This is a genomic window from Bartonella sp. B1099, from assembly GCF_944801835.1.
Lineage (GTDB): Bacteria > Pseudomonadota > Alphaproteobacteria > Rhizobiales > Rhizobiaceae > Bartonella.
This window is the reverse complement of sequence record NZ_CALYLN010000002.1, coordinates 408,572-434,248: the sequence shown is the minus strand read 5'-3', so window position 1 is coordinate 434,248 and position 25,677 is coordinate 408,572. Positions and strand designations below refer to the sequence as shown.

The window sequence follows — 25,677 nt, the reverse complement described above, 5'->3', positions numbered from 1 at the left end:
TTGGTGTATTGCTCAAATGTAGATACAGCGTCATTGAGAGAGAGAGATAACATTGTAAAGATAAAAAAATAGTGTTGCGTTAGCAAGATTGTGCGGTGCTTCATGCTTTTGTTTATGAGCTGGACGGATCATATATTTCATGAAGGATATGCATCTATTATATTGATTTTAAAAGAAACATCTCTATCCTATTTTACAATAGGAATTGTGAAGAGGATAACGCAAGATTTATTACATAACAGTCTCTTAAGCTTATTAGATTATAAGCTATCGCTTTTTCGTTTTCAAATTGCTTAAATTATTGCTCGCTCTTCATAAGAGGTTCGTTTTTTAGAGCTGTTTTATTGGTTTTCTTTGCGGCTCATGTGTAAGAGAACAGGTTTTTCTTGCAAGTTATGGAACGTAAATTAATCATATAAATCAGATAAATACTGCACAAAACTAAATATTTATATTAATTCAAGTTTTTCTGTGTGCTCTTACTGCATTTAAAATAGATTATGGCATTCTTAGAAATTTTTTGCTTACCCACGAACAGAGCATTTTTGCAATGTTTTGCATTGAGATATTTTTTTGCATGAGATTTGTGAAGAGTATTATTTTTATGATGCTATGGCTTCATGTAAGGGGATGACGTTTTCATTTTCTCCTTCTCTTTCTGGTGGCGTGATTGTTAAATCGCTTGCTTTTAAAAATTTAGAGAAACGGCCCCCTTTATCGATCAACTCTTGAAAGCTTCCTTTTTCAATTAAATAACCCTGTTCCAGAAAGAGGATCACATCAGCATTGCGTATTGTTGAGAGGCGATGAGCTATAATGAAAGTGGTGCGGTTATGGCTTATGCTCTCAAGAGCATCTTTGACACGTGCTTCTGTTTCAACATCAAGAGCGCTTGTTGCTTCATCGAGAATGAGAATGGGGGCATTTTTTAAAACAGCACGTGCAATTGCTAACCGTTGCTTTTCTCCACCTGATAATCGAGTTCCTCGTTCGCCCACCATTGTGTTATAACAATCAGCTTTTTTTAGAATAAAATCGTGAGCTTCTGCTATTTTTGCTGCTTCATAAAGTTCTTCGTTTGTTGCGCTTGCTTTTCCTATTGAGATATTGTCATGAATACTGCGATTAAAAAGACCCGCATCTTGAAACACTGTCGCTAGAGATTGTCGTAAAGATTCGCAATTGATCGAGCGTATATTTATTCCATCAATGGAGATATGCCCCAAGGTAGGGTCGTATATGCGCTGCAATAAATTGATTAATGTTGTCTTCCCAGCTCCTGTTGGTCCTACAATCGCAACAGTTTGTCCTGCTTCCACTTTAAAGGAAATGTCAAAAACACCTTGAGAAGAATTTGGAAATTTATAGGTAACGTGGTGAAATTGTATAGCGCCCTTAATATTTTGGAGGGAAGGGAGATTTTGTGATTCGTTGATAGGTAAAGTTGAGTCTTCCATTTCAAAAAACTCTTGCAGTTTTGCTTGTGAGGATATTGCACAATTAATAAAATTGCTCATTTGATCTAGACGGCTAATCATGAGTTGTGCAAATCCGACAAAAGCAACGACTTCACCTACCCTTAATTGATCTCTTGCAACAAAAAAAGCTCCAAGGAGAAGAACACAGACGATTGAAACTGTTGAAGCCATTCTATTTAAGCCACTGGCGAGCGCCCACCAATTGAGAACAGGGTTTTGTGCTTTAAGCAGAGCATTTGTATGTTGGTGCAGTATGGACGTTTCTTCTTTTATTCGATTATAACTTTGCACAATAGAAACATTAGAGATTGAATCACTGACATGTTTAAAAAGATTATGATGATAGCATTCTACAGCGGCTTGTCCGTCTTTTGTTTTTCGCATCACTAAACGGGCAATTAAGATATAGATGATGGCAAGTACAACTAAGACTATTGAAAGACGCCAATTCATGTTAAAGGCTGTGGGGATGAGAACCAATAAGGCGACAAGTGTTGAAAGATGTTGACGCATAAAATCAAGCCATATGGTTGACATGGCGTCTATTGCACGCAAAAGTGTGTGGAGTGCGTTGGACGTTCCGCGTTGTTGATGCCAAATTAAAGGCATGGCAATGATACGTTCAAAAGATTCTGTTAAAACCGTTAAACGGCGTCTATGGGCTAAGCGGTCCGCACCACGAGCAACAAGGACATAAGCGATAATATGAAAAAGACCAAAACAAACCCAAATGGCAAGGGTAGGGATGGTTCCTGTTTTTTCTGTAATAGAATCAATAACGCGTCCAAATAAAATAGGTTCTGCAATGGTGATAATCGCTAACATAATATTAGCGGTACAGATTAAAAGAGATGCATTTTTTTCTCTCTTTAGGTAAGTGAGAACACGTGCATAGGTTTTGAATAAGGACACTATTAATGATCTCCATGCGCTGTTAAGCGTAAAGGCTACTGATTTATAAACTCGAATTTCTAACTAATAAAAATTGAACGTTAAGAAAAGGCAATTTTGGATACTCATTGTAATATGGTGTGATAAAGCCAACGAGAATATGAATTTTTGTGTTTATAAAGGCGCAAAATAGATCAATAAAATTATCAGGAAAAAAATATTAGGTAGGGAAAATTATCAGGTAAGGGAACTTTCATGGCAGGTGTCGAAATAAAAAAGGTTGAGACAGACGAAAATGGAATGCGTTTAGACCGTTGGTTTAAAGTGCATTATCCAGGACTTGGGTTTGGAGCTTTACAAAAATTGTTGCGTTCTGGTCAGGTACGGGTTGATGGTGGACGTGTTAAAGCTGATACGCGCCTTTGTATGGGACAGTCTGTTCGTGTTCCACCTCTTCCTCTTGATGATAAGAAAAGTTTACTAATAACCGATAAAACACTTCGTGGGCAGGATGATGGGACTATTTTAAAAAAAATGCTGCTTTATGAAGATCCAAAGGTCTTTGTTTTTAACAAACCAGCAGGTCTCGCTGTACAAGGAGGCTCTGGTTTAACACGTCATATAGACAGTATGCTTGAGGTATGGCGCAATAAAAAAGGTGAAAAGCCGCGTTTAGTTCATCGCCTTGATCGCGAAACATCAGGAGTGCTTATTGTTGCTCGCTCTAGGGGAGCTGCACAGGCCTTAACAGCTGCTTTTAGAGAGCGGGAAACAAAAAAGACTTATTGGGCGTTGGTTCGGGGCGTTCCTAAAAAAAAACAGGATAAAATTTCAACGTGGCTGGTTAAGGAAATGACTGCACAAGGTGATAAAATGCGTGTTTGTGACCATGGGGAGCCGGATTCGCATCATGCGGTTTCCTACTACCGCGTTTTAGAGTCGCGTGGACGGGCTCTTTCGTGGCTTGAAATGGAACCTTATACGGGGAGAACACATCAGCTCCGTGTGCATGCTGCCCATATGGATCATCCTATCATTGGCGATTCAAAGTATTTTTTTTCTGATAGTAATTGGACATTACCAGGAGGCATTCAAAATCGCCTTCATCTTCATGCACGTCGTATTCGTATTCCGCATCCTTCAGGAGGCATATTGGATATTGTTGCACCTTTACCACCTCATATGCTCCAAAGTTTTAATCTTTTGTCTTTTAATGAGCGTGATGCTGAAACAGAATAAAAAAAACTTCATTTGTTTTTTTGATTGGTAAAAATTTTATCTATAAATTTGATTAAGATGGAGAGGGCATTATTTGAAGAGAGTTTTCGTAAGTGCTATAAAAAAATTGTGTTTTTGAGTAATGAATTTTCAAATATCATAAATTTTCTTCCTACAGTTTTTTATTTGATTGTATTGTTATTTCTAGATAGGGTGTATCTTTAATAATCTGGGCTTATAAAACTGTTCCTTTGAATTATCTACAGAGGTCATATATTGGGGAGGCATGTTATGTTAAGAAAGATGAATGAGATAAAATCTGAAGGATATTGACTGAAAAAGTAATGGCAATTTTTGATTTTTTCATGGAAAATAAGTGAAGACTTTTACAGGAACTCTTAGGGAGAGCAACTTTTCAACAAATTATTGTTTTCAAGGAAGTTTATCCTATTAGCGGTGGGGTTTGATATATTTATAGATTTATGCTTTGTACCTTTGCTTATACAATGAAACTTATCAGCAAAGTACTCCTTTCAATGACTACTTATTCTTTTACTGATTTAATTTATTTGAATTTATCTGAAAGATTATCTTTCACAAAAGAAGAAACAAGTTTTTAGAGTCTTAGCGCTTCATTGAAGTGAATTCATCATATGTGTCATATTGGAAATTGGAGAGAAAGCATCAGGTGCGTTTTAGTGCTCTAAAGATGGCTTGAATACGTTTGTTTTTTTCCAGTGAAAAAACAAATCTTCAAAGATTGTGGAAGTGCTCCAAGAGGGGATAAGTTGAAATGAGGAATGACTGATGGGATCATTATTGATTGACGTTAAGAGCGTCTCAAAAATATACCGCAGCATAAACAATGCAACGGGTTTTACCAATAAAGTGTTTTCTCTTTTCAAGCCTACTTATGCAAAATATCAGGCGCTAAAAGAGATCAGTTTTACCTTGTGTTCAGGGCAAGCACTCGCAATTGTTGGTCCTAACGGAGCGGGAAAATCAACATTGATTAAAATACTTTCTGGCATACAAGCTGCTGATGAGGGAGATGTTAAAGTTTTAGGCGTTAATCCCTATAATGCCAAAAAAACTCTGTTCAAGTCTCTGGGCGTGGTCTTTGGTCACAAAAATTGCTTATGGTGGGATTTACCCCTACGCTATAGTCTGGAAATGGCGCGCCCCTTATATAACCTTGAGCCAAGCTCTTTTCACCGTGATCTTAAAGAAATTACCGAGCTCTTGAATATTGAGCATATCATGGATAAACCCGTTCGTATGCTAAGCCTTGGTGAGAGAGTAAAAAGCGAGTTAGCGTTTAATTTGTCCTTTAGACCTCAATTATTGTTTCTCGATGAGCCAACGATTGGTCTTGATATTACCTCCAAACATGAAATCAGGGAGCTGCTTAAAAAACTCAAAAAAGAGCAAGCTATGGGATACATCATTACCAGTCATGACATGGGAGATATCGATGGTTACGTTGATGATATTCTTCTTTTACATAAAGGAAAAAAGCAGTTTCATGGCGCTATTGATACGTTAAAAGAGATGATCCCCTCAAATGTAAGAATAACGCTTTTTTGTGAACATTTACTAACAGTTTCAACGCTTATAAAGGACATTGATGAACTGGCAATAAAATTGTCCACTCCTTTAAAAGAGAAACACTTTAATGATGAAAAATGTACACTAGAGATTTCACTCCCGCGTGAAGATGTGCCACGTTTTATCAGAGAAATCGCAACAGAACTTAACTGTCCCTTTTCTGTATCTACTCCCTCACTTGAAGAGATGCTCCGTGTTAAATTTAAAGAATTTCTCTAACCATTTCTTTGCTCTCTTTCTCTTTGCCAAGAATGGGTTGCTTACGATCCTTAGTGATAGAGCAATGTTTTTTACCGATATCGTTATGGGGACGCTCTCACCCTTTGTGATTCAACTTCTGTTGTGGAATGCACTTTTTTCTGACACAAGCGATAGTATAAACGGTTTTAGTTTTCATGATATGATATATTATTATGCCTTTGCCTTAATTTTCTCACGCTTAAATAATGGTTATGGCGTCATTCAATCTTTCTCTCAGCATGTTAAAGAAGGGAAGTTAGAAGTCTATCTCACCAAACCATTCAGTTACATGATGCAAATGCTGTTTACCTTTTTGGGTGAAAGTGTGCTCTATGTTATGCCTTTACTTGCTATCTTTGCTGTAAAGCTTAGTTTATCTTCTGAGAATATTTTAGCATTGCTTATAGCTTTCCTGTCATTTTTTCTCATTATTGTTTTCTCACAATTGCTGTGCTTTTTCCTTTCCTTTGCTATTGCTTTATTAAGTTTCTGGGTGATTGAATACAATATTTTGCTCTCTTTTAGTATTCTCAGTTCAGCGCTTCTTGGTGGCACTCTTCTGCCTCCCTCTTTTTGGCCAACATGGCTCATTCCATTGATGCAGTTTAATCCTTATCGTTTTACCATTTCAGCTCCTGCCGAATTTCTTTCAATGCATGATCTGAAAGTGTTCGAGCAATTTATTGTGGGGAGTGTTTTTTATATTTTGTGTTTTTTATTCTTCATTCATATTGCTTGGAAAAAAGGAATGAAAGTCTATCATGGAGCAGGGGGATGAGGTGAAAACAATCCTTTATTTTATCAGCATGAATGTGCGCCGACAAACTGTTTACGGTAAAAACTTCATTGGAGAATTTATTCTTTCTCTGTGCTATTATTTTATTCAGTTTATCTTTATTGATAAAATCTCTTGCTTTTCAGGAAATATTGGAAACTATAGCAGAGATGAAATTCATCTTATCTTTGTTGTTTTCATTTTGCTTGGGATATTTTTGAATATTTTTACCACCTCTATTGAAACATTTTTTGAAAAAGTAGCCGAAGGGAAAATTGAGGGATATCTGACAAAGCCTGTTTCAGTTTGGCTGTTAATCCTGTTTGGCTGGTGTAAACCTCTTTATTTGATTAAGCTCTTTATTGTTTGTGTGAGTGCTTATTCATTTGTCTTGCTACCAGATATGTCAGAAATAAAGCTGAAATGGTTTTCCTTTATCGTTGCAATTGGTTGTGTCTTTATCGTAAACATGTGTTTTTTCATGATGTTCAACTTTATAACATTCATAACCAGCCGTAAGATGCCCGTCGCTTATTTTCATGCAATGCTTTACCAACTTTCCTTTATCCCCATAGCTATCTATCCCTTAAATCTTGTAAAATGGCTGCTGTTTTTGCTGCCTCTAGCTTTTTCTGCTTCCCTCCCTGTATCATTCCTGCTTGGTAAAAATGAATGGAATATTGGATATCTTCTGTTGAGCACTTTTCTTTTTATTGCCGTGACTTTCATAAGTTATAAGAAAGCAATGGGTAAATTTAATGGATTAGGGGGATGATATATAAAAGTTTGCCTAATTTATAAAAATAAAAAATTGAGTGAATAATTCTATTGTGCTGTAAAATATTATCATTTACGCTGGCTGTGTGATGTAGGGAAAACATGTACATGGTTTTTTAGATATATTGATGCATAAAATCAGCTGTCATATGTTTCTGGTGATCAGTACTAAATAGTGCATTTGTGATATAGAGATTGAAAAGATTGAGAACTTTTTCATGTATCATTCATATCTTTTTACCAAACTTTTTGAAAATTATATAAGGCAGAAAAAATAGACGCTGTGGCGATATTCGCATTTATAACGCCCCTTTTATTCTTCAATTTTGTTACTACTTTTGCTTTTAACAATGCAAGAATAACATGCAGATCTGCTTTAAAGTTTCATATAGACCTACCTAGTTAATCTCTCTTTTGATTTTTTATTGCATAGCTCGTATTGATGTAAAACAAAGGCATTCGAGACAACATAAAATTACAAGAATAAATTTTTGATTGGGCATATAAACTACGGATTACTTACAGATCAAAAAATTTACGTATATCAAAGTTACTTAAGTTGCTTCCTCTTCAAAACGTGCATTTGAGTTAAGTTTTGTGATTGATAGCTTTTCTACGATGAAAATATGGATAGGTTTATATTTTTATTTATTTTATTTTGGGTAGAGAGTGAATGTATTCATTATCTATTTCTCTCTTTTATCTGAGAAGGGTGAAGTTATATCAATATCAAAAATCATGATCGTGGAAGATAACGAACTTAAACTGGGGTTATTCCGCGATTCTTTAGAAACAATAGAAACAAAAGGCCGTAAAATCGTTAAAATGTTTTAATGGCTTTGTGGATTAAAATTGGTTTATTCATTAATGCCATTATTATCTCATCTGATTTTGCGTTTCCAATCAAAAAACTAAATTTGTGCTTACGCTAACTTTTACTTGGTTAGTTTTTTCTTCTCGACATACAATAAAAAAATTCATTATGTTTTAATGAAAAAAGACAATTGAGTAATATTTTTTATGTTGTGATGTAAAAATATTGGATTTATTTCTTTTCACAGGTTTTAGGAGCAAATGTTCATTCTGTGAATGGTTGATTTCAAAACGTTGTTTTTATTTCTGCCATGAAACAAGAAAATGGAGTTATTAAAACTATTAATGCGGTTATGAGTCAATTTGTAGGACAAAGTGTTGAAAAAAATGTCCAGAAAGTAGCGAATTTAATAGGAATGGAGGCAGCGATTTTTGGTTTAGTTGCGTATTTTATATACTTATTTACTAGAGAGCCTCTAACCCATCACCAAACGCCAGGTCAAAGAGTATTTACTTCTTATGCTCGAAGCACTTGGGGCTATTAATCATTGATGAACTTTAAATTATTCTGTTATTAAATATTATATATTAAACAAACCGTGATTTCAAATAACGGTTTATGTATTTTTTTACTTTTAGTGTTATTGATAAATTTATCCTTTTTATCATTAAGATATTGTTTGTAGGATGGTAGAATAGGGTGCATTAAATTTAAATAATCAGCTGTCTTCTAAAGTTAATTAAATTTTTTTCTCTTCAAAATATGCATTTGAACTAAGTTTGTCGTTGATATTTTTTCTATGATGAAAATACATATCTTTTTGCAAAAGCAACAGGGTTATCATCTGCTTTAATTGAGATACCCATAAACTTTGTGTATCCACTTAAAAAACACAGAGTCATACAATCATGGTTATTGTGGATTTTCTTTTTAATGAACTGAAAAAGCATAGTGATGTGTCTTACAAATCTTTGCAAAAATTCTTTTATTGGAAGCTTTTCGTCTCTTTGTGGTTTACAATTTTTTTTATCATTTTATCTTAAGCAAAGAGAATGTGGATTCATTTCTATTTCTTTATTTTATCTGAGAAGGGCGGAGTTATACGAATGTCAAAGAAAGTCATGATCGTGGAAGATAATGAGCTTAATATGAAGTTATTCCGTGATCTTGTAGAAGCGAGTGGCTATGAAACTGTTGAAACACGGAATGGTCTTATGGCACTAGATTTGGCGCGTTCATCGATGCCATCTCTTATTCTTGTGGATATTCAGTTGCCAGAGGTCTCTGGAATAGATGTTATTAAACAATTAAAAGAAGATGAGGAACTGAGATCAATCCCTGTCGTTGCTGTAACAGCTTTTGCTATGAAGGGGGATGAGGAGCGAATTCGTGCTAGTGGATGTGAAGAATATATGTCAAAGCCTATTTCTGTTCCTCATTTTATTACAATGGTGAAACATTTTGTGGATTAAAGCTCTTTGTTAAATAATGATAGAAAAAGGCATTGAAAGGCTTATGGGATTGCTAAAGTTATCGTGCAAATATTTTTGTGTTTTAGCGGGAATATATTTTAGTTTCCAAAACAGACTTTAAAAATTGAAAAGAGTTTTTTATTTTTTTGTTTATGTTTCTTAGTTTTTGTTTTAAGAGAAGTTGTTGTTTTATACTCTTATTCTCTTCTAAGTGGTATAAGATTTTCTCCTGCATTCATCTAAAAGTCTGTTTTAGCAGGGCGAAAAAAGCCCCGATGAAAACGGGGCTCTATATATTGCACAAATATTGAAATTAACGTTTCGAAAACTGGAAAGAGCGACGCGCTTTTGCTTTACCGTATTTTTTACGTTCAACGACACGGCTATCGCGGGTGAGAAATCCTCCTTTTTTCAAAATTGGGCGAAGCTCTGGTTCATAATAAGTTAAAGCTTTAGAAATACCATGACGTACTGCACCAGCTTGTCCAGAAAGACCACCACCTGCAACGGTTGCAATAATATCAAATTGGGTATCCCTATTTGTTGCAACAATTGGTTGACGAAGAATCATTCTCAAAACAGGACGAGCAAAATATTTGTCAAATTCTTTGTTGTTAATGGTAATTTTTCCAGAACCTGGTTTAATCCATACGCGCGCAACAGCATCTTTACGTTTTCCTGTTGCATAGGCACGCCCTTGTGAATCAAGCTTTTGCACATGGACAGGGGCGATATTTTCATGAGCTTCCACAGTATTTGTTACGACACTGAGCTCAGCAAGAGAATTAATTTCAGCCATAATTCAAGCAATCCTTTTGTTTTTGCGGTTTAAAGCACTAACGTCAAGAGACTCGGGCTGTTGTGCTTCATGCGGATGTTGGCTTCCAGCATAAACACGGAGATTCTTCAATTGACGGCGACCAAGGGGACCACGCGGAATCATACGTTCTACAGCTTTTTCAACAACGCGTTCGGGAAAACGTCCTTCGAGAAGCTGACGCGCTGTACGTTCTTTGATTCCACCAATATAGCCGGTATGCCAATAATATTTTTTATCTGTATATTTTTTACCGGTAAGAGCTATTTTATCAGCATTGATGACAATAACGTTGTCTCCATCATCAACATGTGGCGTAAATGTAGCTTTATGTTTGCCCCGTAAGCGGTTCGCAACAAATGTAGCAAGACGCCCTAAAACAAGGTTTTCTGCGTCAATAATAATCCATTTTTTCACCACTTCAGTTGGCTTTTGTGAAAAAGTTGCCATAGAAGTATCCTTTAATTAACGCCCTCTATCATGAGGGAAATTTTATTGTTGTGTGTTGAAAATTGTTCTCATAGCGAAATATCTAACGCACACTTTTCACTCTGATATAATGTCTTTTGATTGACGTCAAGAGAAAATAAAAACTTTATAAAACAGTATGTTATAAGTGAGGTATTATGATACCTCCTATGAGGAGGTGCTTATGTACATTTTGGGGAGTGAATGTTGCAAAAGGCTATTTTGTCTTTAACACATGATTGTATTTTATTAATCTTCATTATAAAATAAATAGTAATGGAGCTGTCTCGTTATTTTCTCAATGTTGAATCTTCTGCTTGTGGTCAGGCTTGGTTAGATGCCCTTGATGTTAAAGGAGTAAGTAATGCGCGTGCGATTTCTCAGAAATTTGGTTTTCCTGATCAGTTAGCACGAGTTCTTTCAGCAAGATATGTGGATGAAACTGAAGCTGTTGCTTTTATTAATCCAACATTGCGTACACTCATGCCTGATCCAGAAAGTTTTGTTGATATGCAATGCGCAGCAGAGCGTATTGTTAAGGCTCTTCTTAATCAAGAACAGGTTGCTGTTTTTGGTGATTATGATGTTGATGGCGCTTGTTCATCGGCACTTATAGCGCGTTTTTTTCGTTATTTTGGGATTGAAGTCAAAATTTATATTCCTGATCGTATTGTTGAAGGCTATGGGCCAAATGAACAAGCTATGAAAATGCTTGTGCAAGAAGGTGCCCGTTTAATTATTACTGTTGATTGTGGAGCAAATAGTCCAGATGCTGTAAAAGCGGCGAGACTTGCTGGTGCTGATGTTGTGATTTTAGATCATCATCAAATGTCAGAAGTTCATCAAGAAGCTGTTGCTCTTGTCAATCCTAATCGCCCTGATGATTTTTCTGGACAAGGGCATTTATGTGCGGCGGGTGTTGTCTTTGTTACGTTAGCTTGGGTCCATCGTTTACTGCGGCAAAAAAAATTCGAAGGGCCATTGCCTGATCTTCTCAGTATGCTTGATCTTGTTGCCTTGGCAACCATATGTGATGTTGTGCCATTGCAGGGGGTTAACCGCGCTTTTGTGGTAAAAGGACTTCAAGTTGCTCGTTCTATGCATAATCCTGGGGTAGCAGCTTTAACAAAAGTTGCAAGGATAGGCGAACCACTTAATAGTTTTCATTTAGGTTTTTTGTTAGGTCCTAGAATTAATGCGGGAGGGCGTATTGGTGACCAAGCTTTGGGGGCACGTTTGCTCAGCTGTGAGAATAAAGAGGAGGCGAACAGAATAGCAGAACAATTAAATCAACTCAACCAAGAACGCCAAGAAATGGAGAATATTCAATTAGCACAGGCGGAATCTTATATTGCTTCTCTTTATCAAGATCAAGAAACACCATTGTCACTGGTTATTGCTCATCAAGAATGGCATCCGGGAATTATTGGTATTCTTGCTTCCCGCCTCAAAGAGCGTTTTTTTTGTCCTGTTTTTGCTATTGCATTGAGAGAAGATGGAAATGGCGTAGGGTCAGGACGCTCAATTAGCGGCATAGATTTAGGGGCACTCGTTCGTGAAGCTGTTACACTCAATTTATTAGAAAAAGGAGGGGGACATAGTATGGCAGCAGGCATTACAATTCAATCGACAAAAATTGAAAGCTTTCGAAAATGGCTAGAAGAAAAAATTTCTGTCATGGTTTCACAATTACATGCAAAAAAGTCTCTTAGTATAGATGGCTCTCTTTCTGCTTCTGGTGTTAATCAAGCACTATTTGAGTTGCTTGAAAAGGCAGGGCCTTTTGGGACAGGAAATGCAACACCTGTTTTTGTTCTTCCCTCTCATCGATTAATGAACCTATCTGAAGTTGGTAAAGGACACCTTCGCCTCATTGTATCTAACGCGGAAGGCAAAAAACTCCAAGGAATAGCTTTTCGTGCTGTAGGGACAGCGCTTGGTGATTTTCTGTCGAGAAATATTGGTGAAATGATTCATTTAGCTGGTCATCTTAGTTTGAATTATTGGAATGGAACAATCAATCCGCAACTGCGTGTGATTGACGCTGCTGCAGTGGTTTAAAAGAGATGTTTTTTACATTAGATGTCTAAATTAGAAGCAAAAGTAGAATTTTCTTGTATGAAACGAAATCGTGCCTCTGGTTTTGTTCCCATGAGACTTTCTACAGTCTTTTTCGTTTCTTGTATTTCCACAGCATCAATAGAAACACGAAGCAGTGTGCGTTTTTGGGGATGCATCGTCGTTTCTTTAAGTTGTTCTGCACGCATCTCACCCAGCCCTTTAAAACGACCAATTTCAATTTTCGCTTTTCCTGTAAATTCAGTTTTGAGCAATTCATCCTTATGGATGTCATCACGTGCATAAACAACTTTTCCGCCTTGCGATATTCTATAAAGGGGAGGGACGGCGAGATATAAATGTCCCTGATGAATAAGGTCAGGCATTTCTTGAAAAAAGAAGGTAATGAGCAGTGACGCAATATGAGCGCCATCAACATCTGCATCTGTCATGATGATAATACGTTCATATCTGAGATCTTTTTCACGATATTTAGAGCGTGTTCCACATCCAAGAGCAAGAATAAGATCGCTAATTGTTTGGCTTGAGTTCATTTTTTCATGGGCAGCACTGGCAACATTAAGGATTTTACCACGAAGAGGTAAAATTGCTTGGTTTGCTCTATTTCTTGCTTGTTTAGCCGATCCCCCTGCAGAATCCCCTTCAACAATGAATAATTCAGCACCCACAGCATGGTTTTGGCTACAATCTGCAAGTTTCCCGGGAAGACGTAATTTACGGACAGCTGTTTTTCGACTTATTTCTCTATCTTGGCGGCGTCTAACACGTTCTTCAGCACGTTCAATAACCCAATCAAGAAGTTTCGTTGCTTCTTGGGGGGAGTTTGCTAACCAATGATCAAAAGGATCACGGATTGCATTCTCAACAATACGTTGCGCTTCGATTGTGGCTAATCGATCTTTTGTTTGTCCAACAAATTCAGGATTTTTGATGAAAACTGAAAGTATTGCAGCCGTTGAAATCATAATATCGTCTGATGTAATGATCGCTGCACGCTTGTTTCCTATTAACTCAGCATAGGATTTCAGTCCACGCAAAAGAGCTTGACGCAGTCCTGTTTCGTGCGTTCCACCTTCTCCTGTAGGAATAGTATTGCAATAAGATTGCACATGAGCATCACCGCCATGCCAAGCGATGGCCCATTCAACACAGCCATGACCATTATTTTGTTGTGTTTTGCCAGAAAAAATTTCTGATGTGACGCGATATTCGTCTTTTAATGACGCGAGTAAATAGTCTTTAAGCCCATTGGGAAAATGAAAAACAGCTTTTTCAGGAATATTTTTTACGCCTTCAAGCATGGCGGGATCACAAGTCCAGCGAATTTTTACACCGCCAAAAAGGTAGGCTTTGGAGCGCGCCATCTTATAGATTTTTTCTGGATCAAAAGCTGCTTTTTCACCAAAAATTTCACCATCAGGATGAAAACGAACACGCGTACCACGACGATTATAAACATCTCCCAAATCTTCTAATCCAGATTGAGGAATACCGCGTGAAAAACGTTGTCGGTAAAGTTTTCGTTCTCGTGCAACCTCAACTTCCATATTATCTGACAGAGCATTGACGACAGAAATTCCTACTCCATGAAGTCCGCCCGCAGTTTGATAAGCTTTTCCATCAAATTTTCCTCCGGAGTGGAGTTGTGTCATAATAACTTCTAGAGTTGATTTGTCAGGCATTTGAGGATGATTTTCGACAGGAATACCACGTCCATTATCTGTAACTGTTATATAACCGTTCTTATCTAATGAGACCTCAATGGAATCTGCGTAACCAGCAACAGCTTCATCCATCGCATTATCAATAATTTCAGCAAATAAATGGTGAAGTGCTTTACTGTCTGTTCCGCCAATATACATTCCAGGGCGTAAACGTACAGGCTCTAAGCCCTCAAGCACTCGAATAGAGAGTGCATTATAGTCGTCTTCTTGCGTATTTTTTGCACTTTTTTTTGAAACCATTGCTTTTGATTTCATTGGAGACTGCAGAGTGCTTTCTTTTGTATTGACCCTAGATTGAGCTTTATTTAAAACACTAAAAAGATCCTTGTTGCTATCGCTCATAGCGTTTAACTATCCACCTCATAAAACAAAATATTTATTAGAATAAATTTTATGCCTGTTTTTTATTTAAAAAGCAATGCAGTTAGGAAATATCAATTGTTGGACCAAAAATTTGTTCAAAAGTCTGTTTGAGAGCAATATCAATATCATGCATTGTTACAGGGCACCCTAGATCAAGAAAGCTTGTTACACCGTGGTTTGTAATTCCACAAGGAACAATTCCTGAGTAATGGGCTAAATTAGGATTAACATTGATAGAAACCCCATGAAAGCTTATCCATTTTCGCACTCGAATGCCAATTGCCGCAATTTTATCTTCGGAAGAAAGATCATTTTGTTTTGATGGGCTATGAGATTGTTTAATCCAGACACCAACGCGATCTTCTCTGCGTTCGCCTTTAATATTAAAGCGGGCAAGCATCTGTATGATCCATTCTTCTAATGCACTAATGAAAGCACGAATGTCTTGTTTTCGGCGTTTAAGATCAAGCATAATATAAGCAATACGCTGTCCTGGACCGTGGTAAGTAAATTCACCCCCACGTCCTGCTTCATAAACAGGAAATAAATGAGGCGCTAAAAGATCCTTTTTATCTGCACTCGTACCCGCTGTATAAAGGGAAGGGTGTTCAAGAAGCCAAACTTGTTCATGGGCCGTTTTTGCAAAAATTTTTTCCACACGTTCCTGCATGTAACGCAGCGCTTCAGGATATTCAACCAAATGATCACTTATTTTCCATTCAACGGGTGGATTTCCTAGAATTGCATTAAAATGATGTGATAAGTGACGACGATCTCTATGTTTCAATTCAAATGTCATTGGCAATATTTATCTTAATGTTTGAGTTTGTATTGTAATTAGAAAAATAACAAAAACGTAAGATTAAGAGACACTTTATGAGAAATGCAATGAATTTTTAATGAGAAATGTAATGAATTTTATTAAAAAACGCGTTACGTTCGTTTTACCATCTTCCTGTTGCACCACCACCACCTGATGATCCACCACCGCCTCTGAATCCTCCTCCTCCTGAATGTCCACCAAAAATTCCACCAGAACCTCTACCCCTCGTATTTAAGTTTAAAAACCAAGGTGTGAAGACAATACCCATCCAAAGATACTTTCGTGGACCTATTTTTTGACCAAAAATCATAGCAAGAATGGGCAACCCCATTGCTATAAAGAGGATGAGAAACATGATTGTATTTATAATCATTTCTTCTTTTGCAGCTTGTTTACGTTGTTCTTCAACAGCTTTCGCTTTTTGATTGATTCGAAAAGAAAAATCAGCATCGCTTTGTGTGATCACTTTGATAATTGCATGAACCGATTCGACAATTCCTTTTTGATAATTTCCTTCACGAAAATGAGGAATCATGAAGCTATTAATGATGACAGAGGAAATGGCATCTGTTAGTTCTCCCTCCAGACCATAGCCTACCTCAATACGTGCTTTACGTTCATTGGGGGCAATGACGATTAATACGCCGTTATTGATTTGTTTTTGACCTAACTTCCATGTGCGAAAAAGAGAATTGCTGTAAGTTTCTATATCATTTCCCGAGAGAGTAGGGAGCGTTACAAGAACAATTTGATCTCCTGTTTTCTCTTCGAGTGTAGCAAGCTTTTCCGTTAAATTTCTCTTTGTTGCATGGTCAAGTAAATGAGCTATATCATTGATATAGCCGGTTAAGGGAGGGAATTTAGTGTATGCGTAAGAGACATTCCCCAATGCAATGATTAAGTATAGAATGCTTAAAGGAACCCATAAACGTCGAAAAAAACGACGTTGTATAAAGTGTTGAAATGGTTTCATTAATTAAAATTAACCTTTGGAGTTTGTTGGCTATCCGTATCGATGGTAAAAGTTGGCATCGGTTTAGCGTCACGAAACCATAATTTTGCCCAAATCATTGTTGGCATTGTTTTGAGTGCCGTGTTGTAGGCACGAACTGTTTCAATATAATCGCGGCGTGCAACGGAAATACGGTTTTCAGTTCCTTCTAGTTGTGATTGAAGAGCAAGAAAGTTCTGGTTTGCTTTAAGATCCGGATAGTTTTCGACAACTGCCATAAGTCGCGAAAGTGCACTTGATAAATTGGCTTGATTTTTGAGATATTGCTGCATAATTTCCGGATTATTCAACATATCTGCATTAATGTTGACTTGTGTTGCTTTGGCACGTGCTTCAATGACATTTGTGAAAACGCTTTGTTCATGGGCGGCGTAAGCTTTAACTGTTTCTACAAGATTGGGGATGAGATCTGTACGGCGTTGATATTGATTGAGTACTTCACTCCATGCGGCGTGTGCTTTTTCTTCATTTGTTGGTATCGTATTAAATCCGCAGCCACTTAAAAATGGTATTAACCCTGCCAAAAAAATAATGATTGAAAATTGTTTTAATATTTTAAACATTGAAGAAGTTTGTCCATTTAACATAAAGATGTCTCCACAGATATTTTATGTATCATATAGGGTTTAACTTACTGGTGGAAAGTATTTTGAATTTTATAAACGGCTATTATTATTAATAGATTGACGTCTCTCTGCGTTTTTAGCACGCTTAAGTGACTTGTTGATATGAAAATAATAAGAAGAATATAGATGTCATCTTGTGAAAGATCAACACTATTCATATCAATTATTTTTTATCGAAGATTATATTATTTTCGTAGGATTTTTTTATTTCAGAACGTAGAAAATAACAATTGAGGAAAAGAAGAGTGTCGGTATCAAGCTTATAAAAAGAAGAGGCAGTTCACATTTTGCCTCCTTTAGAAGTCATGCTTAACCTATTGGATAAAAAGCTTTTGAATTATGGGTATCAACAATTATGAAGAAGGGGGGAATTCCTGCATTGCAAAACGTTCAACGGCAAAGTGAAAAGTTTGACGGATTAGCTGATGATTATGATCGCTATCGTTTTCACTCTCCCCTTACCTTATTGTGAAGACCATGTTTTTTCCTTTTAAGAATAAAAAGCATTTGTCCGTCGTAGATAGGACTAAAGCAGGCATTGCATGAGAGGAAATTGTTAAGTTTTTAGGGAATAGCAGCAATATCATGCTATTTTTATCCTAAGGAATGGCTTTTAAAAAAGCATTTTCATTCAAAGAATGATTATTTTTTTATTTTATAGGTTTTATAGAAGGGTTAATAATGTTAAGAATTATACTTTAATTAAATAAAGAAAGAAAATTATGACGATTATACTAAAACCAGGTGAGGTAACGCTTAGCGAACTTGAAGCTATTTATTTTGATGGTGCAATCAGTAAGCTGCATCATGACACGCATTTAGCTATCGAGAAAGGAGCGCAGCGCATTGCTGAAATTGCTGCTGGAAGCGAGCCTGTATACGGTATTAATACTGGTTTTGGGAAGTTGGCTTCCATTAAAATTGGTGCAGACAAAGTCACTGTTTTACAGAGAAATCTTATTTTGTCCCATTGTTGTGGGGTAGGAGATCCCCTTGCTGAAAATATTGTGCGTTTGATGATGAGCTTAAAGCTTATCTCTTTGGGAAGAGGAGCCTCTGGGGTTCGTCTAGAGTTGGTCAATTTGCTGGAAAATATGCTTGCAAAGGGTGTCATTCCTGTCATCCCAGAAAAAGGATCTGTTGGCGCTTCAGGTGATCTTGCTCCACTTGCTCATATGGCGGCTGTTATGATAGGAGAAGGAGAAGCGTTTTTTCAAAATGTTCGTATGAGTGGAGCAGCTGCGTTAGAAAAAGCAGGGTTGTCCCCTATTATTTTAGAGGCAAAGGAAGGTCTGGCTCTTATTAATGGGACTCAAACATCAACAGCACTTGCATTTGCCGGCTTTTTCCGAGCTTATCGGGCATTGTGTGGTGGATTGTTGGCTGGGGCTTTAACGACAGATGCTACCATGGGGTCGACAGCGCCATTTCACCCTGATATCCATATTTTACGAGGCCATTATGGGCAGATTGCCGTATCGAAAACATTGGAAAAACTTGTAGAAGATTCAGAAATTCGTGCAGCACATTTGCGGGGTGATGAGCGTGTGCAAGATCCTTATTGTATACGTTGTCAGCCACAGGTTATGGGAGCATGTTTTGATATTTTGCAAGCAGCAGCCAAAACACTGATTATTGAAGCAAATGCTGTTACAGATAATCCATTAATTTTAAGGAATGGTGAAGTTGTATCAGGTGGCAATTTTCATGCTGAGCCTGTAGCATTTGCTGCTGATCAGATTGCTCTTGCTTTGTGTGAAATAGGGGCTATTTCTCAACGGCGTATTGCTCTTATGGTTGATCCAGCAGTCTCTTATGATCTTCCGGCTTTTTTAGCACACAATGCAGGTCTTAATTCAGGTTTTATGATCGCTGAAGTAACAGCAGCAGCTTTAATGTCTGAAAATAAGCAAATGGCTCATCCTGCTTCCGTTGATTCAACACCAACTTCAGCCAATCAAGAAGATCATGTTTCAATGGCTTGCCATGGTGCTCGTCGGTTATTGGTAATGAGCGAAAACCTTTTTACAATTATTGGCATTGAAACGCTTATTGCAGCACAAGGAATTGAATATCGCGCACCTTTAAAAACAAGTACTCTTTTGCAGTCTGTTATGGAATGTTTACGCAAAAATATTGCTTCACTTAAGGAAGATCGCTATCTGGCTCCAGATCTTCAGCGAGCGCATATACTTGTGCGTGAGGGGACTTTATTATCTGTTTTACCAGAAACAATTTTTCCTTCATTAAGTTTTCAATGATATTTGTTTTAAGGTCAATGAGGAAGGGTGGATATTATATTTTAAAACTTCCTCATATAAAAATATAGAAAATCAATACTATATTTCAATTACTTAATCGATTATCTATATATCTGCTGTTTGTAACCAACTATATATATTTTACTTTATAGTGATCTAAATTTATCATCATAAGTTTATAATCTATAAAATTAAAGTAAATATACTTTATGATTTCTATCAGATATTTTTAATTTAATTTAAATAATATCCCAAAATTATGTATTGTAATATTATGTTTTATAATTATAAATTATATTATATGCATTATATTAAATAAAAATTTTATTTTATATTCTTCTTATTTGTTAATACTTTATGAGTTTTATAGTTAATTTTTGTATTTAAGTAAAAAGGAGAAATAAATGTTTAAAAGTACTAGATTATGTATTTTAACAACAATTCTTTTTTGTTTTTCACAAACTCTTGAGGTTCATGCAAATTTTAGGAGAGGTAGCTTTCCAGAGGAAATTTTTATTATGATGGTGTCTCAAGAGAAAGAGCCTCTTGTTTTGGCTAAAAACAAAGGTTTTAGTAATATCTCAGGGCAAATTCCCAGAGGAAAGGAGGGAGATATTATTGGATCAACAGTTAAAGATGCTATTTTTACCGTATATTTTTTTTTCGTCGGAAAGCTTGCCGTTAAGGCTGTTGGAGCCCTTAGAAGATGGGCTGTAGATTCACTTTCTCATACTTTTAAAAATTGGCGAGATTCGCTTTATCATTGATTGAGTTCTTCAATTGGCGTAAAAAGTTTGTTTTATGGGCTCAAAGAGAACTTGCTTAAAGTCACAAAAATTAATTGTATGCCATAGTTAATGCGCTTGTTATGAACTTTTAGGCTTCTATTTCGGTGCACTGAAATGAAGCCTAAAAGTTCACACTACACATTAAGGCTAATTTTCTTTGTAAAAAACCAGAGAATACAAAATGAATTAAATGACAATTATAAAAAAATTCATTATCACTTTATTTCAATAAAATAATACGAAATTGCAGATTATAAAAACTGTATAATTTGCCATATAAGTATTTTTTATTGTTTAGAGCAAAGCGTTGGACTGGCTGGTTTTTGATGTTTTTTGAAATATATTCGTGAAAGAAACATGAGACTTTATTTATCATAAAGCTGTTTATTGTGGTGTGGATTTTCACCAACATTTTAATAAAGAAGGAAAGTAATGGCAAGAAATGAACTGAAACGAGGGATGAGTAAGCGTCAAGTTATTTTTTTAGCTCTTGGCTCTGCTATTGGAACAGGTCTTTTTTATGGATCAGCCCAAGCAATTAAGCTTGCGGGTCCCAGTGTTTTGATTGCCTATTGTATTTCTGGTTTAGCTATTTTTATGGTTATGCGGGCTTTAGGAGAGATGATCCTTCATAATCCATTACCTGGTTCTTTTGCGCGTTATGCGGCAAATTACATATCGCCATTGGCAGGTTTTTTAACGGGGTGGACATATGTATTTGAGATGATTCTTGTTGGTTTGGCTGATATTACAGCTTTTGCCACTTATATGGGGTTTTGGTACCCTGATGTTGCTCCTTGGGTATGGGCACTGAGTATTACACTCATCATTACAGGTATTAATTTAGCTGCTGTAGAAGTCTATGGTGAGCTAGAATTTTGGCTGTCTTCTATTAAAGTGATCGCTATCATTGCGATGATTATTTTAGGAATAGCAATTATTTTTTTTGGGTGGGGTGAAGGTGCTCATTCTTCCACGGTTACTGTTCATAATTTATGGAAGAATGGTGGTATTTTCCCCAATGGTTGGTTTGGTTTTTTAGCTTGCTTTAGTGTTGTTGTTTTTGCTTTTGGTGGTATAGAAATCATTGGCATGGCAGTCATGGAAGTTCAAAACCCTTATCAAACGATTTCAAAGGCAATTAATTCTACTCCATTTCGTATTTTGCTTTTTTACATCATGACATTAGCTATTTTAATGTCTCTTTATCCTTGGAATGAGATTGGTCTTATGGATAGTCCTTTTGTATCCATTTTTGAAAATCTTGGGATTTCATATGCAGCAAATATTTTAAACATTGTTGTTGTTACAGCGGCTATTTCGGCAATGAATAGTGGAATGTATGGTGCTTGTCGTATGATTCATGGTTTGTCGCAAGAAGGTTATGCTTTAAAGAAGTTTCAATATTTATCAAAAAACGGTATACCAGTTTTTGTTATTTTGATGATCTTTACTATTTTTCTTCTTGGTGCTGTCCTTAATTATTTTTATCATGAAAAGCTTTTTTTTCTTATTGCAGCAATGGCAACATTTGCGACAGTTTTTGTTTGGATGATGATTCTACTTTCGCAAATTTTTATGCGAATTAAGATGCCTAAAGAAGTACAGAATGCTTTAAACTTTCCCATTCCATTTTGGCCGATGGGGTCAATTTTTTCTATTTTATTTATGGTTTTTATTTTTATGCTTTTATGGTATTTTGATGAGACGCGACCAGTTTTAATTGTTGGTGTTGGTTGGATTGCTTGGCTTGTTATTTGTTTCTATGCCCTTAAGCTTTACAATTTTAAGCAAAAGAAACTGCAATAAAGAAAGGTTAAACTAAAAAGAAGTAGTTAATGTCTTTCGGAGAACGGGTATTAACCGTTTTCCTTCAAAGATTGGGATAATTTAAATTGAAAACAATCTGCTCGTTATCGATTTGCTTTGGAATATTTTGTGAGCCATTATTTATGATAATAACTCCATCATATGAATATCAGGCATTTTTTAATGGTGAGCTATACTATTAAGATAAGTACTTCATGTTAAAATGATTTTATATTAAAATGCCTAACAGTACTAATAGGTTTTATTAGATACAAGGCTATAAGAAAATATCTTTTTCTAAACTTATTAATGAAGTTCTCTTTCATAAGAGAAGTTATTGTGAGAATTGTTTCTATAGTTTGATTTGTATTTTTTTCATCGATACTCAACTGAACCAAATAAATTATTTTATAGGCTTTTTTAAAATTGAGTTTTTAAATTTTGTTATTAAAGAAGCGGATATTATCGCTGGCACAAACCCTCTGAGTAATGATGAACAGAGCAGGAATATTAATCTGACAGCGGGGCAAGATATCACCTTTGAAAGTGAAAAAATACGCAAACAATGCAAAATCATTCGCAAAGTGCCTCCATGAATGTTGGCTACAGCTACGGCACGAGTGGGGCAGGGTGGATGGGGAATGCTTCTTTTAGTAAAGGAAATGGCTCGAGTGAACAGATGCAACACAAGAACAGCCATATTATATTATAGGTACTAACACTATTCATACCAACAGTGGGCAAAACACCACATTGGCGGGGGCCGTGCTTTCTGCAAATCGTATAGAAGAGATGGGTGTTGGTAGCGCTCTCACTATTATCAGCCTCAGTGATACAGGAAAAACCTCTAACAAGCAAAATTCTGTTTCTGTTGTATTTGGTGCAGAAACAACGGGTGGAGGAAGTTTAATGAACGCCTCTTTCCAAAAAGACAAATCCTCTAGTGATTATCACAGTGTTGTGGAGCAATCAGGCATCAAAGCAGGAGCAGACGGCTTTGAGATCAACGCTAAAAATCAAACAACCATGAACGGAGGTATCATTGACAGCAGGCGCTGGCAGAAAAAAACGTTTGATCACAGCAAGCATCAGCACCAGTGATATTACTAACAGTGTGCATGCTCAAGCCAGCAGCCATGGTTTTAGCTTCTCTGAAAATGACTCTATAAAAAACATTGCTAAGAATGTTTTAAATCATGGCAAAGCCATGGATGGAGCAGAAAGGGAAACCAAATCTGCCATCAGCGATAGCACCATTGTGATAACCGATGAAGCAGGGCAAATGCTACTGACAGGGCAAAATTCAGACCACGCCATTGTTTTCCTTAATCGCGATACTGTCAACGCTCATAAGGGTGTCTCTCCCATAGATGTCACCAAGCTGGAACAAATCGTCCATGAAAACCGTGAAATGGCCATGCAATTGCTGGAGAAAGGATTTAAATACAGCGATGAGTCTTATAAAACCATGTTTCTCAAAGAACACCCTCTCGCTATGGTCGATCGTGATGAACAGGGCAACATAATCTATAAAACAGATGAAAATGGGGTACCTATAAAAGACGCCCGTGGACAAAATATCTCTAAGTTTCATTGTTTAACCGATGAAGAAAATCAGCATTTACAGGAAGATTCTGATGGCAGGGTGCATGTGTTCTTTAATGGCATCTTTACACCACCAGAGGAAGCCACTGTTTATGCAGAGCAACATGCAAAAGATAAAATGTACTGCTTTATTTTGTTGTGCTCCCAGAAGCCGATTCTACTATTTCAGAACTTCTGGTTGCAGGCTATCAGAAGTTTTTAGAAAATAACTTTTGGGGATTGACCAATTCAACACAAGAAGCAAAAGATCTGCTGTATATCTACGGCAATACAGGGTTGGAGCTTAACGGTCATAGCTGCGGTGACATGACAGTGGAAAATACGCTGAATTCTTTCAAACAAGAAGGTGTGCATGGGATAGCCAACGAAAACATGAATATCAATCTCTATGGACCAGCGGCGAATATTTTGGCTGCATCCGTTCTATTAGCTTATGTGAGTGACGGCAAACAAACCACGGTTGGTTTTGATGGTCATGGATATGACCTTGTAAGTCGATGGATTGGCGGCAATGGCTATACTTACGAGACAATACCTGCTGGTAGTAACTGGTGGAAAGAAATGTGGAATATGTTCACAGATTCCATAAGTCCCCATACTTGCCTTGGAGATGAAGGTGATAAGTGTACATGGCGCTGTGGCGCATCTCATCTAAAACAATTTCCTTTAAGTAAATCAAGGAATAAAAAATGAAACAAACTCCAAAGCTATTAAGTGTTGTAACTTTGTTAGGTATTGCAGGATGTCAGTTTAATAAAACTCCTGGAGAATATTTGAGTGCATGGGAGAAGCCAGGAGCAGATTTTACTGAGATAGGAAAAGCTTTGCTAGAATGTGGCATGCCAACCCCTTATGAGGGCGATCCAGAAAACAAAAAAATAACGTTAATGCAAAAGCAACAATAAATCAAGTCATTTTTTGAGCTAGCGCGCAACAAGGGTTGAGCTACCGTAGTACAGATTCTGAAAATTGAATCTAGGATTTCTGGGCTCTTCCGTCGAATCCCTTCTTAATTCTTATCTGAGGAGAAAAATCAGTCATTTCATTAAAGAAAATTGGCTCCTTACACCCACAAACATCATGCTTTCAAAAAGGATCAAACAATCCGCTCGATTTTTACGGTCAAGGATGCCGTTAAGCGCCCCGAAGGGGTATCCTTGACCGTAAAAATCTGGATTGAATCCTTTGAAAGCATGATGCTTGTGGTCTTTTTTTTTAAATAGGAGCTTGGTAATGAAAAAAATCATCAAAATCACAGTAGCTATAGTCTGCAATTTCACTGTTATTTGTAATATCTACGATCAAAATATGATGAGAGGCTACCGCCTCTCAAATTCTCCGTGCACTCACCAAAATCATGATCTCAAAGCCGTGCTTTTGGGAACTAACAATCCTATGTTCTTAGGGTCAAGGTAACTCCTTCGGGGCGCCTAACGGTGACCTTGACTCAGAACCTAACGGATTGTTTTTACGTTCCCGCACGGCTCCGAAATCATGATGTTTTAGGGAGTTTCTTATGGCGCTAAAATGGAGAAAATATCATTTTTTCGATAAGCGTTTTGAGCCCCAAAATTACGTTTAAAAATAAAACGTATAATTGCGCCTTCAAAAAATCTTTGAAAAAGACATTTTTCAGGAGCGCATAAAATGCGCATTGGAAACTTTTCAAATTGAGAGAAATGAAAAAATGCTTTTAGTAGCAAATATAGCTTTTGGTTTGTGAGATTTTTTGAAAATGATCTTTAGGAATTAAAAATATTCTATTTGGCTTAAAAAAGCTCTGTAAGGAGTTTTTAGCTTAGAAACGTAAATAGTTGTTTTTTTCATTAAACGCATTCTAGAACTAAATTTGGCGCCAACAGAGACGTTTTTCATCTAATCATGATTTTGGTGAGCGTACGGAGAGTTTGAGAGGCGGTAGCCTCTCATTTTGTGAAAATCTCATGATGTAATTAAATCATCAAACATATCTAGAGTATTTTCATCTGATTTTTCATGTTTTCTACGTTGAATAACAGTTGTAAAGGCA

Annotated in this window: 21 protein-coding genes and 2 pseudogenes; 16 read left to right on the top strand and 7 right to left on the bottom strand. The window is 36.6% G+C overall.

Annotated elements, in window-relative coordinates; all coding sequences use genetic code 11:
• Positions 1–602 precede the first annotated feature (602 nt).
• Entirely contained in the window at positions 603–2,390 is a 1,788-nt protein-coding gene (locus NNJ73_RS08295; protein WP_254493639.1) for a glucan ABC transporter ATP-binding protein/ permease, read from the bottom strand.
• Positions 2,391–2,624: 234 nt separating this feature from the next.
• On the opposite strand from NNJ73_RS08295, the gene NNJ73_RS08290 reads away from it, so the two are divergent.
• From NNJ73_RS08290 to NNJ73_RS08265, 6 genes are all read left to right on the top strand, one after another.
• The gene (locus NNJ73_RS08290) at positions 2,625–3,608 is read left to right on the top strand and encodes an RluA family pseudouridine synthase (protein ID WP_254493638.1); all 984 of its coding nucleotides are present in this window, start codon (positions 2,625–2,627) and stop codon (positions 3,606–3,608) included.
• Positions 3,609–4,394: 786 nt separating this feature from the next.
• A complete protein-coding gene (locus NNJ73_RS08285) occupies positions 4,395–5,414 on the top strand; it encodes an ATP-binding cassette domain-containing protein (RefSeq protein ID WP_254493637.1) in 1,020 nt (339 codons plus the stop codon).
• A gap of 64 nt (positions 5,415–5,478) precedes the next feature.
• Positions 5,479–6,213, top strand: coding sequence for an ABC-2 family transporter protein (locus NNJ73_RS08280; RefSeq protein WP_254493636.1), 735 nt, complete (start codon positions 5,479–5,481; stop codon positions 6,211–6,213).
• Positions 6,197–6,985: an ABC-2 family transporter protein gene (locus tag NNJ73_RS08275; RefSeq protein WP_254493635.1), complete on the top strand. Its 789-nt coding sequence runs from the start codon at positions 6,197–6,199 to the stop codon at positions 6,983–6,985. The genes NNJ73_RS08280 and NNJ73_RS08275 overlap by 17 nt, the downstream gene beginning before the upstream one ends.
• A 1,126-nt stretch (positions 6,986–8,111) precedes the next feature.
• Entirely contained in the window at positions 8,112–8,345 is a 234-nt protein-coding gene (locus NNJ73_RS08270; protein WP_254493634.1) for a hypothetical protein, read from the top strand.
• A 562-nt stretch (positions 8,346–8,907) separates the two neighbouring features.
• Positions 8,908–9,273, top strand: coding sequence for a response regulator (locus NNJ73_RS08265; RefSeq protein ID WP_005773308.1), 366 nt, complete (start codon positions 8,908–8,910; stop codon positions 9,271–9,273).
• A gap of 313 nt (positions 9,274–9,586) precedes the next feature.
• Here the strand turns inward: NNJ73_RS08265 and rpsI are convergent, their stop codons facing one another.
• On the bottom strand, positions 9,587–10,072 hold the full coding sequence (gene rpsI, locus NNJ73_RS08260) for a 30S ribosomal protein S9 (protein WP_254493633.1): 486 nt from the start codon (positions 10,070–10,072) through the stop codon (positions 9,587–9,589).
• Positions 10,073–10,075: 3 nt separating this feature from the next.
• Positions 10,076–10,540: a 50S ribosomal protein L13 gene (gene rplM / locus NNJ73_RS08255; RefSeq protein WP_254493632.1), complete on the bottom strand. Its 465-nt coding sequence runs from the start codon at positions 10,538–10,540 to the stop codon at positions 10,076–10,078.
• Positions 10,541–10,834: 294 nt separating this feature from the next.
• Between rplM and recJ the strand changes: the two genes are divergently transcribed.
• Positions 10,835–12,619, top strand: a complete 1,785-nt coding sequence (gene recJ, locus NNJ73_RS08250) for a single-stranded-DNA-specific exonuclease RecJ (RefSeq protein WP_254493631.1) — start codon at positions 10,835–10,837, stop codon at positions 12,617–12,619.
• A 17-nt stretch (positions 12,620–12,636) separates the two neighbouring features.
• On the opposite strand, the gene parE is transcribed toward recJ, so the two are convergent.
• From parE to NNJ73_RS08230, 4 genes are all read right to left on the bottom strand, one after another.
• A complete protein-coding gene (gene parE, locus NNJ73_RS08245) occupies positions 12,637–14,703 on the bottom strand; it encodes a DNA topoisomerase IV subunit B (RefSeq protein WP_254493630.1) in 2,067 nt (688 codons plus the stop codon).
• A gap of 82 nt (positions 14,704–14,785) precedes the next feature.
• Entirely contained in the window at positions 14,786–15,523 is a 738-nt protein-coding gene (gene lipB / locus NNJ73_RS08240; RefSeq protein ID WP_254493629.1) for a lipoyl(octanoyl) transferase LipB, read from the bottom strand.
• Between the two features lie 145 nt (positions 15,524–15,668).
• Complete coding sequence (locus tag NNJ73_RS08235; protein ID WP_254493628.1) at positions 15,669–16,520, bottom strand: YgcG family protein; 852 nt, start codon at positions 16,518–16,520, stop codon at positions 15,669–15,671.
• Positions 16,520–17,146 carry a LemA family protein gene (locus NNJ73_RS08230; RefSeq protein ID WP_005773316.1) on the bottom strand — a complete coding sequence of 209 codons (627 nt, stop codon included), beginning with the start codon at positions 17,144–17,146 and terminating at the stop codon, positions 16,520–16,522. The genes NNJ73_RS08235 and NNJ73_RS08230 overlap by 1 nt, the downstream gene beginning before the upstream one ends.
• A gap of 394 nt (positions 17,147–17,540) precedes the next feature.
• On the opposite strand from NNJ73_RS08230, the pseudogene NNJ73_RS08225 reads away from it, so the two are divergent.
• The 9 genes and pseudogenes from NNJ73_RS08225 to NNJ73_RS08200 form a co-directional block, all read left to right on the top strand.
• A pseudogene (locus tag NNJ73_RS08225) lies at positions 17,541–17,728 on the top strand (hypothetical protein); the annotation flags it as partial.
• Between the two features lie 179 nt (positions 17,729–17,907).
• Positions 17,908–19,446, top strand: coding sequence for a histidine ammonia-lyase (hutH, locus tag NNJ73_RS08220; RefSeq protein ID WP_254493627.1), 1,539 nt, complete (start codon positions 17,908–17,910; stop codon positions 19,444–19,446).
• Between the two features lie 518 nt (positions 19,447–19,964).
• On the top strand, positions 19,965–20,213 hold the full coding sequence (locus NNJ73_RS08215) for a hypothetical protein (RefSeq protein WP_254493626.1): 249 nt from the start codon (positions 19,965–19,967) through the stop codon (positions 20,211–20,213).
• Between the two features lie 453 nt (positions 20,214–20,666).
• Positions 20,667–22,043, top strand: coding sequence for an amino acid permease (locus NNJ73_RS08210; protein ID WP_254493625.1), 1,377 nt, complete (start codon positions 20,667–20,669; stop codon positions 22,041–22,043).
• A gap of 592 nt (positions 22,044–22,635) precedes the next feature.
• Positions 22,636–22,755, top strand: coding sequence for a hypothetical protein (locus NNJ73_RS10140; RefSeq protein ID WP_371923258.1), 120 nt, complete (start codon positions 22,636–22,638; stop codon positions 22,753–22,755).
• Between the two features lie 53 nt (positions 22,756–22,808).
• Positions 22,809–23,144, top strand: a complete 336-nt coding sequence (locus NNJ73_RS10135) for a hypothetical protein (RefSeq protein ID WP_371923257.1) — start codon at positions 22,809–22,811, stop codon at positions 23,142–23,144.
• The gene (locus NNJ73_RS10130; RefSeq protein WP_371923256.1) at positions 23,086–23,850 is read left to right on the top strand and encodes a hypothetical protein; all 765 of its coding nucleotides are present in this window, start codon (positions 23,086–23,088) and stop codon (positions 23,848–23,850) included. The genes NNJ73_RS10135 and NNJ73_RS10130 overlap by 59 nt, the downstream gene beginning before the upstream one ends.
• Complete coding sequence (locus tag NNJ73_RS10125) at positions 23,787–24,341, top strand: filamentous hemagglutinin (protein WP_371923255.1); 555 nt, start codon at positions 23,787–23,789, stop codon at positions 24,339–24,341. Before NNJ73_RS10130 ends, NNJ73_RS10125 begins: the two co-directional genes overlap by 64 nt.
• Positions 24,338–24,532 (top strand): annotated as a pseudogene (locus NNJ73_RS08200) (hypothetical protein); the annotation flags it as partial. The gene NNJ73_RS10125 and the pseudogene NNJ73_RS08200, both read left to right, overlap by 4 nt.
• Between the last annotated feature and the right edge of the window lie 1,145 nt (positions 24,533–25,677).

Bases quoted from the DNA above. Each gene is read 5' to 3' on its own strand.
- NNJ73_RS08290 (WP_254493638.1), top strand. From the start codon at position 2,625: ATGGCAGGTGTCGAAATAAAAAAGGTTGAGACAGACGAAAATGGAATG.
- NNJ73_RS08285 (WP_254493637.1), top strand. From the start codon at position 4,395: ATGGGATCATTATTGATTGACGTTAAGAGCGTCTCAAAAATATACCGC.
- NNJ73_RS08280 (WP_254493636.1), top strand. From the start codon at position 5,479: ATGTTTTTTACCGATATCGTTATGGGGACGCTCTCACCCTTTGTGATT.
- NNJ73_RS08275 (WP_254493635.1), top strand. From the start codon at position 6,197: ATGGAGCAGGGGGATGAGGTGAAAACAATCCTTTATTTTATCAGCATG.
- NNJ73_RS08270 (WP_254493634.1), top strand. From the start codon at position 8,112: ATGAAACAAGAAAATGGAGTTATTAAAACTATTAATGCGGTTATGAGT.
- NNJ73_RS08265 (WP_005773308.1), top strand. From the start codon at position 8,908: ATGTCAAAGAAAGTCATGATCGTGGAAGATAATGAGCTTAATATGAAG.
- rpsI (WP_254493633.1), bottom strand. From the start codon at position 10,072: ATGGCTGAAATTAATTCTCTTGCTGAGCTCAGTGTCGTAACAAATACT.
- rplM (WP_254493632.1), bottom strand. From the start codon at position 10,540: ATGGCAACTTTTTCACAAAAGCCAACTGAAGTGGTGAAAAAATGGATT.
- recJ (WP_254493631.1), top strand. From the start codon at position 10,835: ATGGAGCTGTCTCGTTATTTTCTCAATGTTGAATCTTCTGCTTGTGGT.
- parE (WP_254493630.1), bottom strand. From the start codon at position 14,703: ATGAGCGATAGCAACAAGGATCTTTTTAGTGTTTTAAATAAAGCTCAA.
- lipB (WP_254493629.1), bottom strand. From the start codon at position 15,523: ATGACATTTGAATTGAAACATAGAGATCGTCGTCACTTATCACATCAT.
- NNJ73_RS08235 (WP_254493628.1), bottom strand. From the start codon at position 16,520: ATGAAACCATTTCAACACTTTATACAACGTCGTTTTTTTCGACGTTTA.
- NNJ73_RS08230 (WP_005773316.1), bottom strand. From the start codon at position 17,146: ATGTTAAATGGACAAACTTCTTCAATGTTTAAAATATTAAAACAATTT.
- hutH (WP_254493627.1), top strand. From the start codon at position 17,908: ATGACGATTATACTAAAACCAGGTGAGGTAACGCTTAGCGAACTTGAA.
- NNJ73_RS08215 (WP_254493626.1), top strand. From the start codon at position 19,965: ATGATGGTGTCTCAAGAGAAAGAGCCTCTTGTTTTGGCTAAAAACAAA.
- NNJ73_RS08210 (WP_254493625.1), top strand. From the start codon at position 20,667: ATGGCAAGAAATGAACTGAAACGAGGGATGAGTAAGCGTCAAGTTATT.
- NNJ73_RS10140 (WP_371923258.1), top strand. From the start codon at position 22,636: ATGAATGTTGGCTACAGCTACGGCACGAGTGGGGCAGGGTGGATGGGG.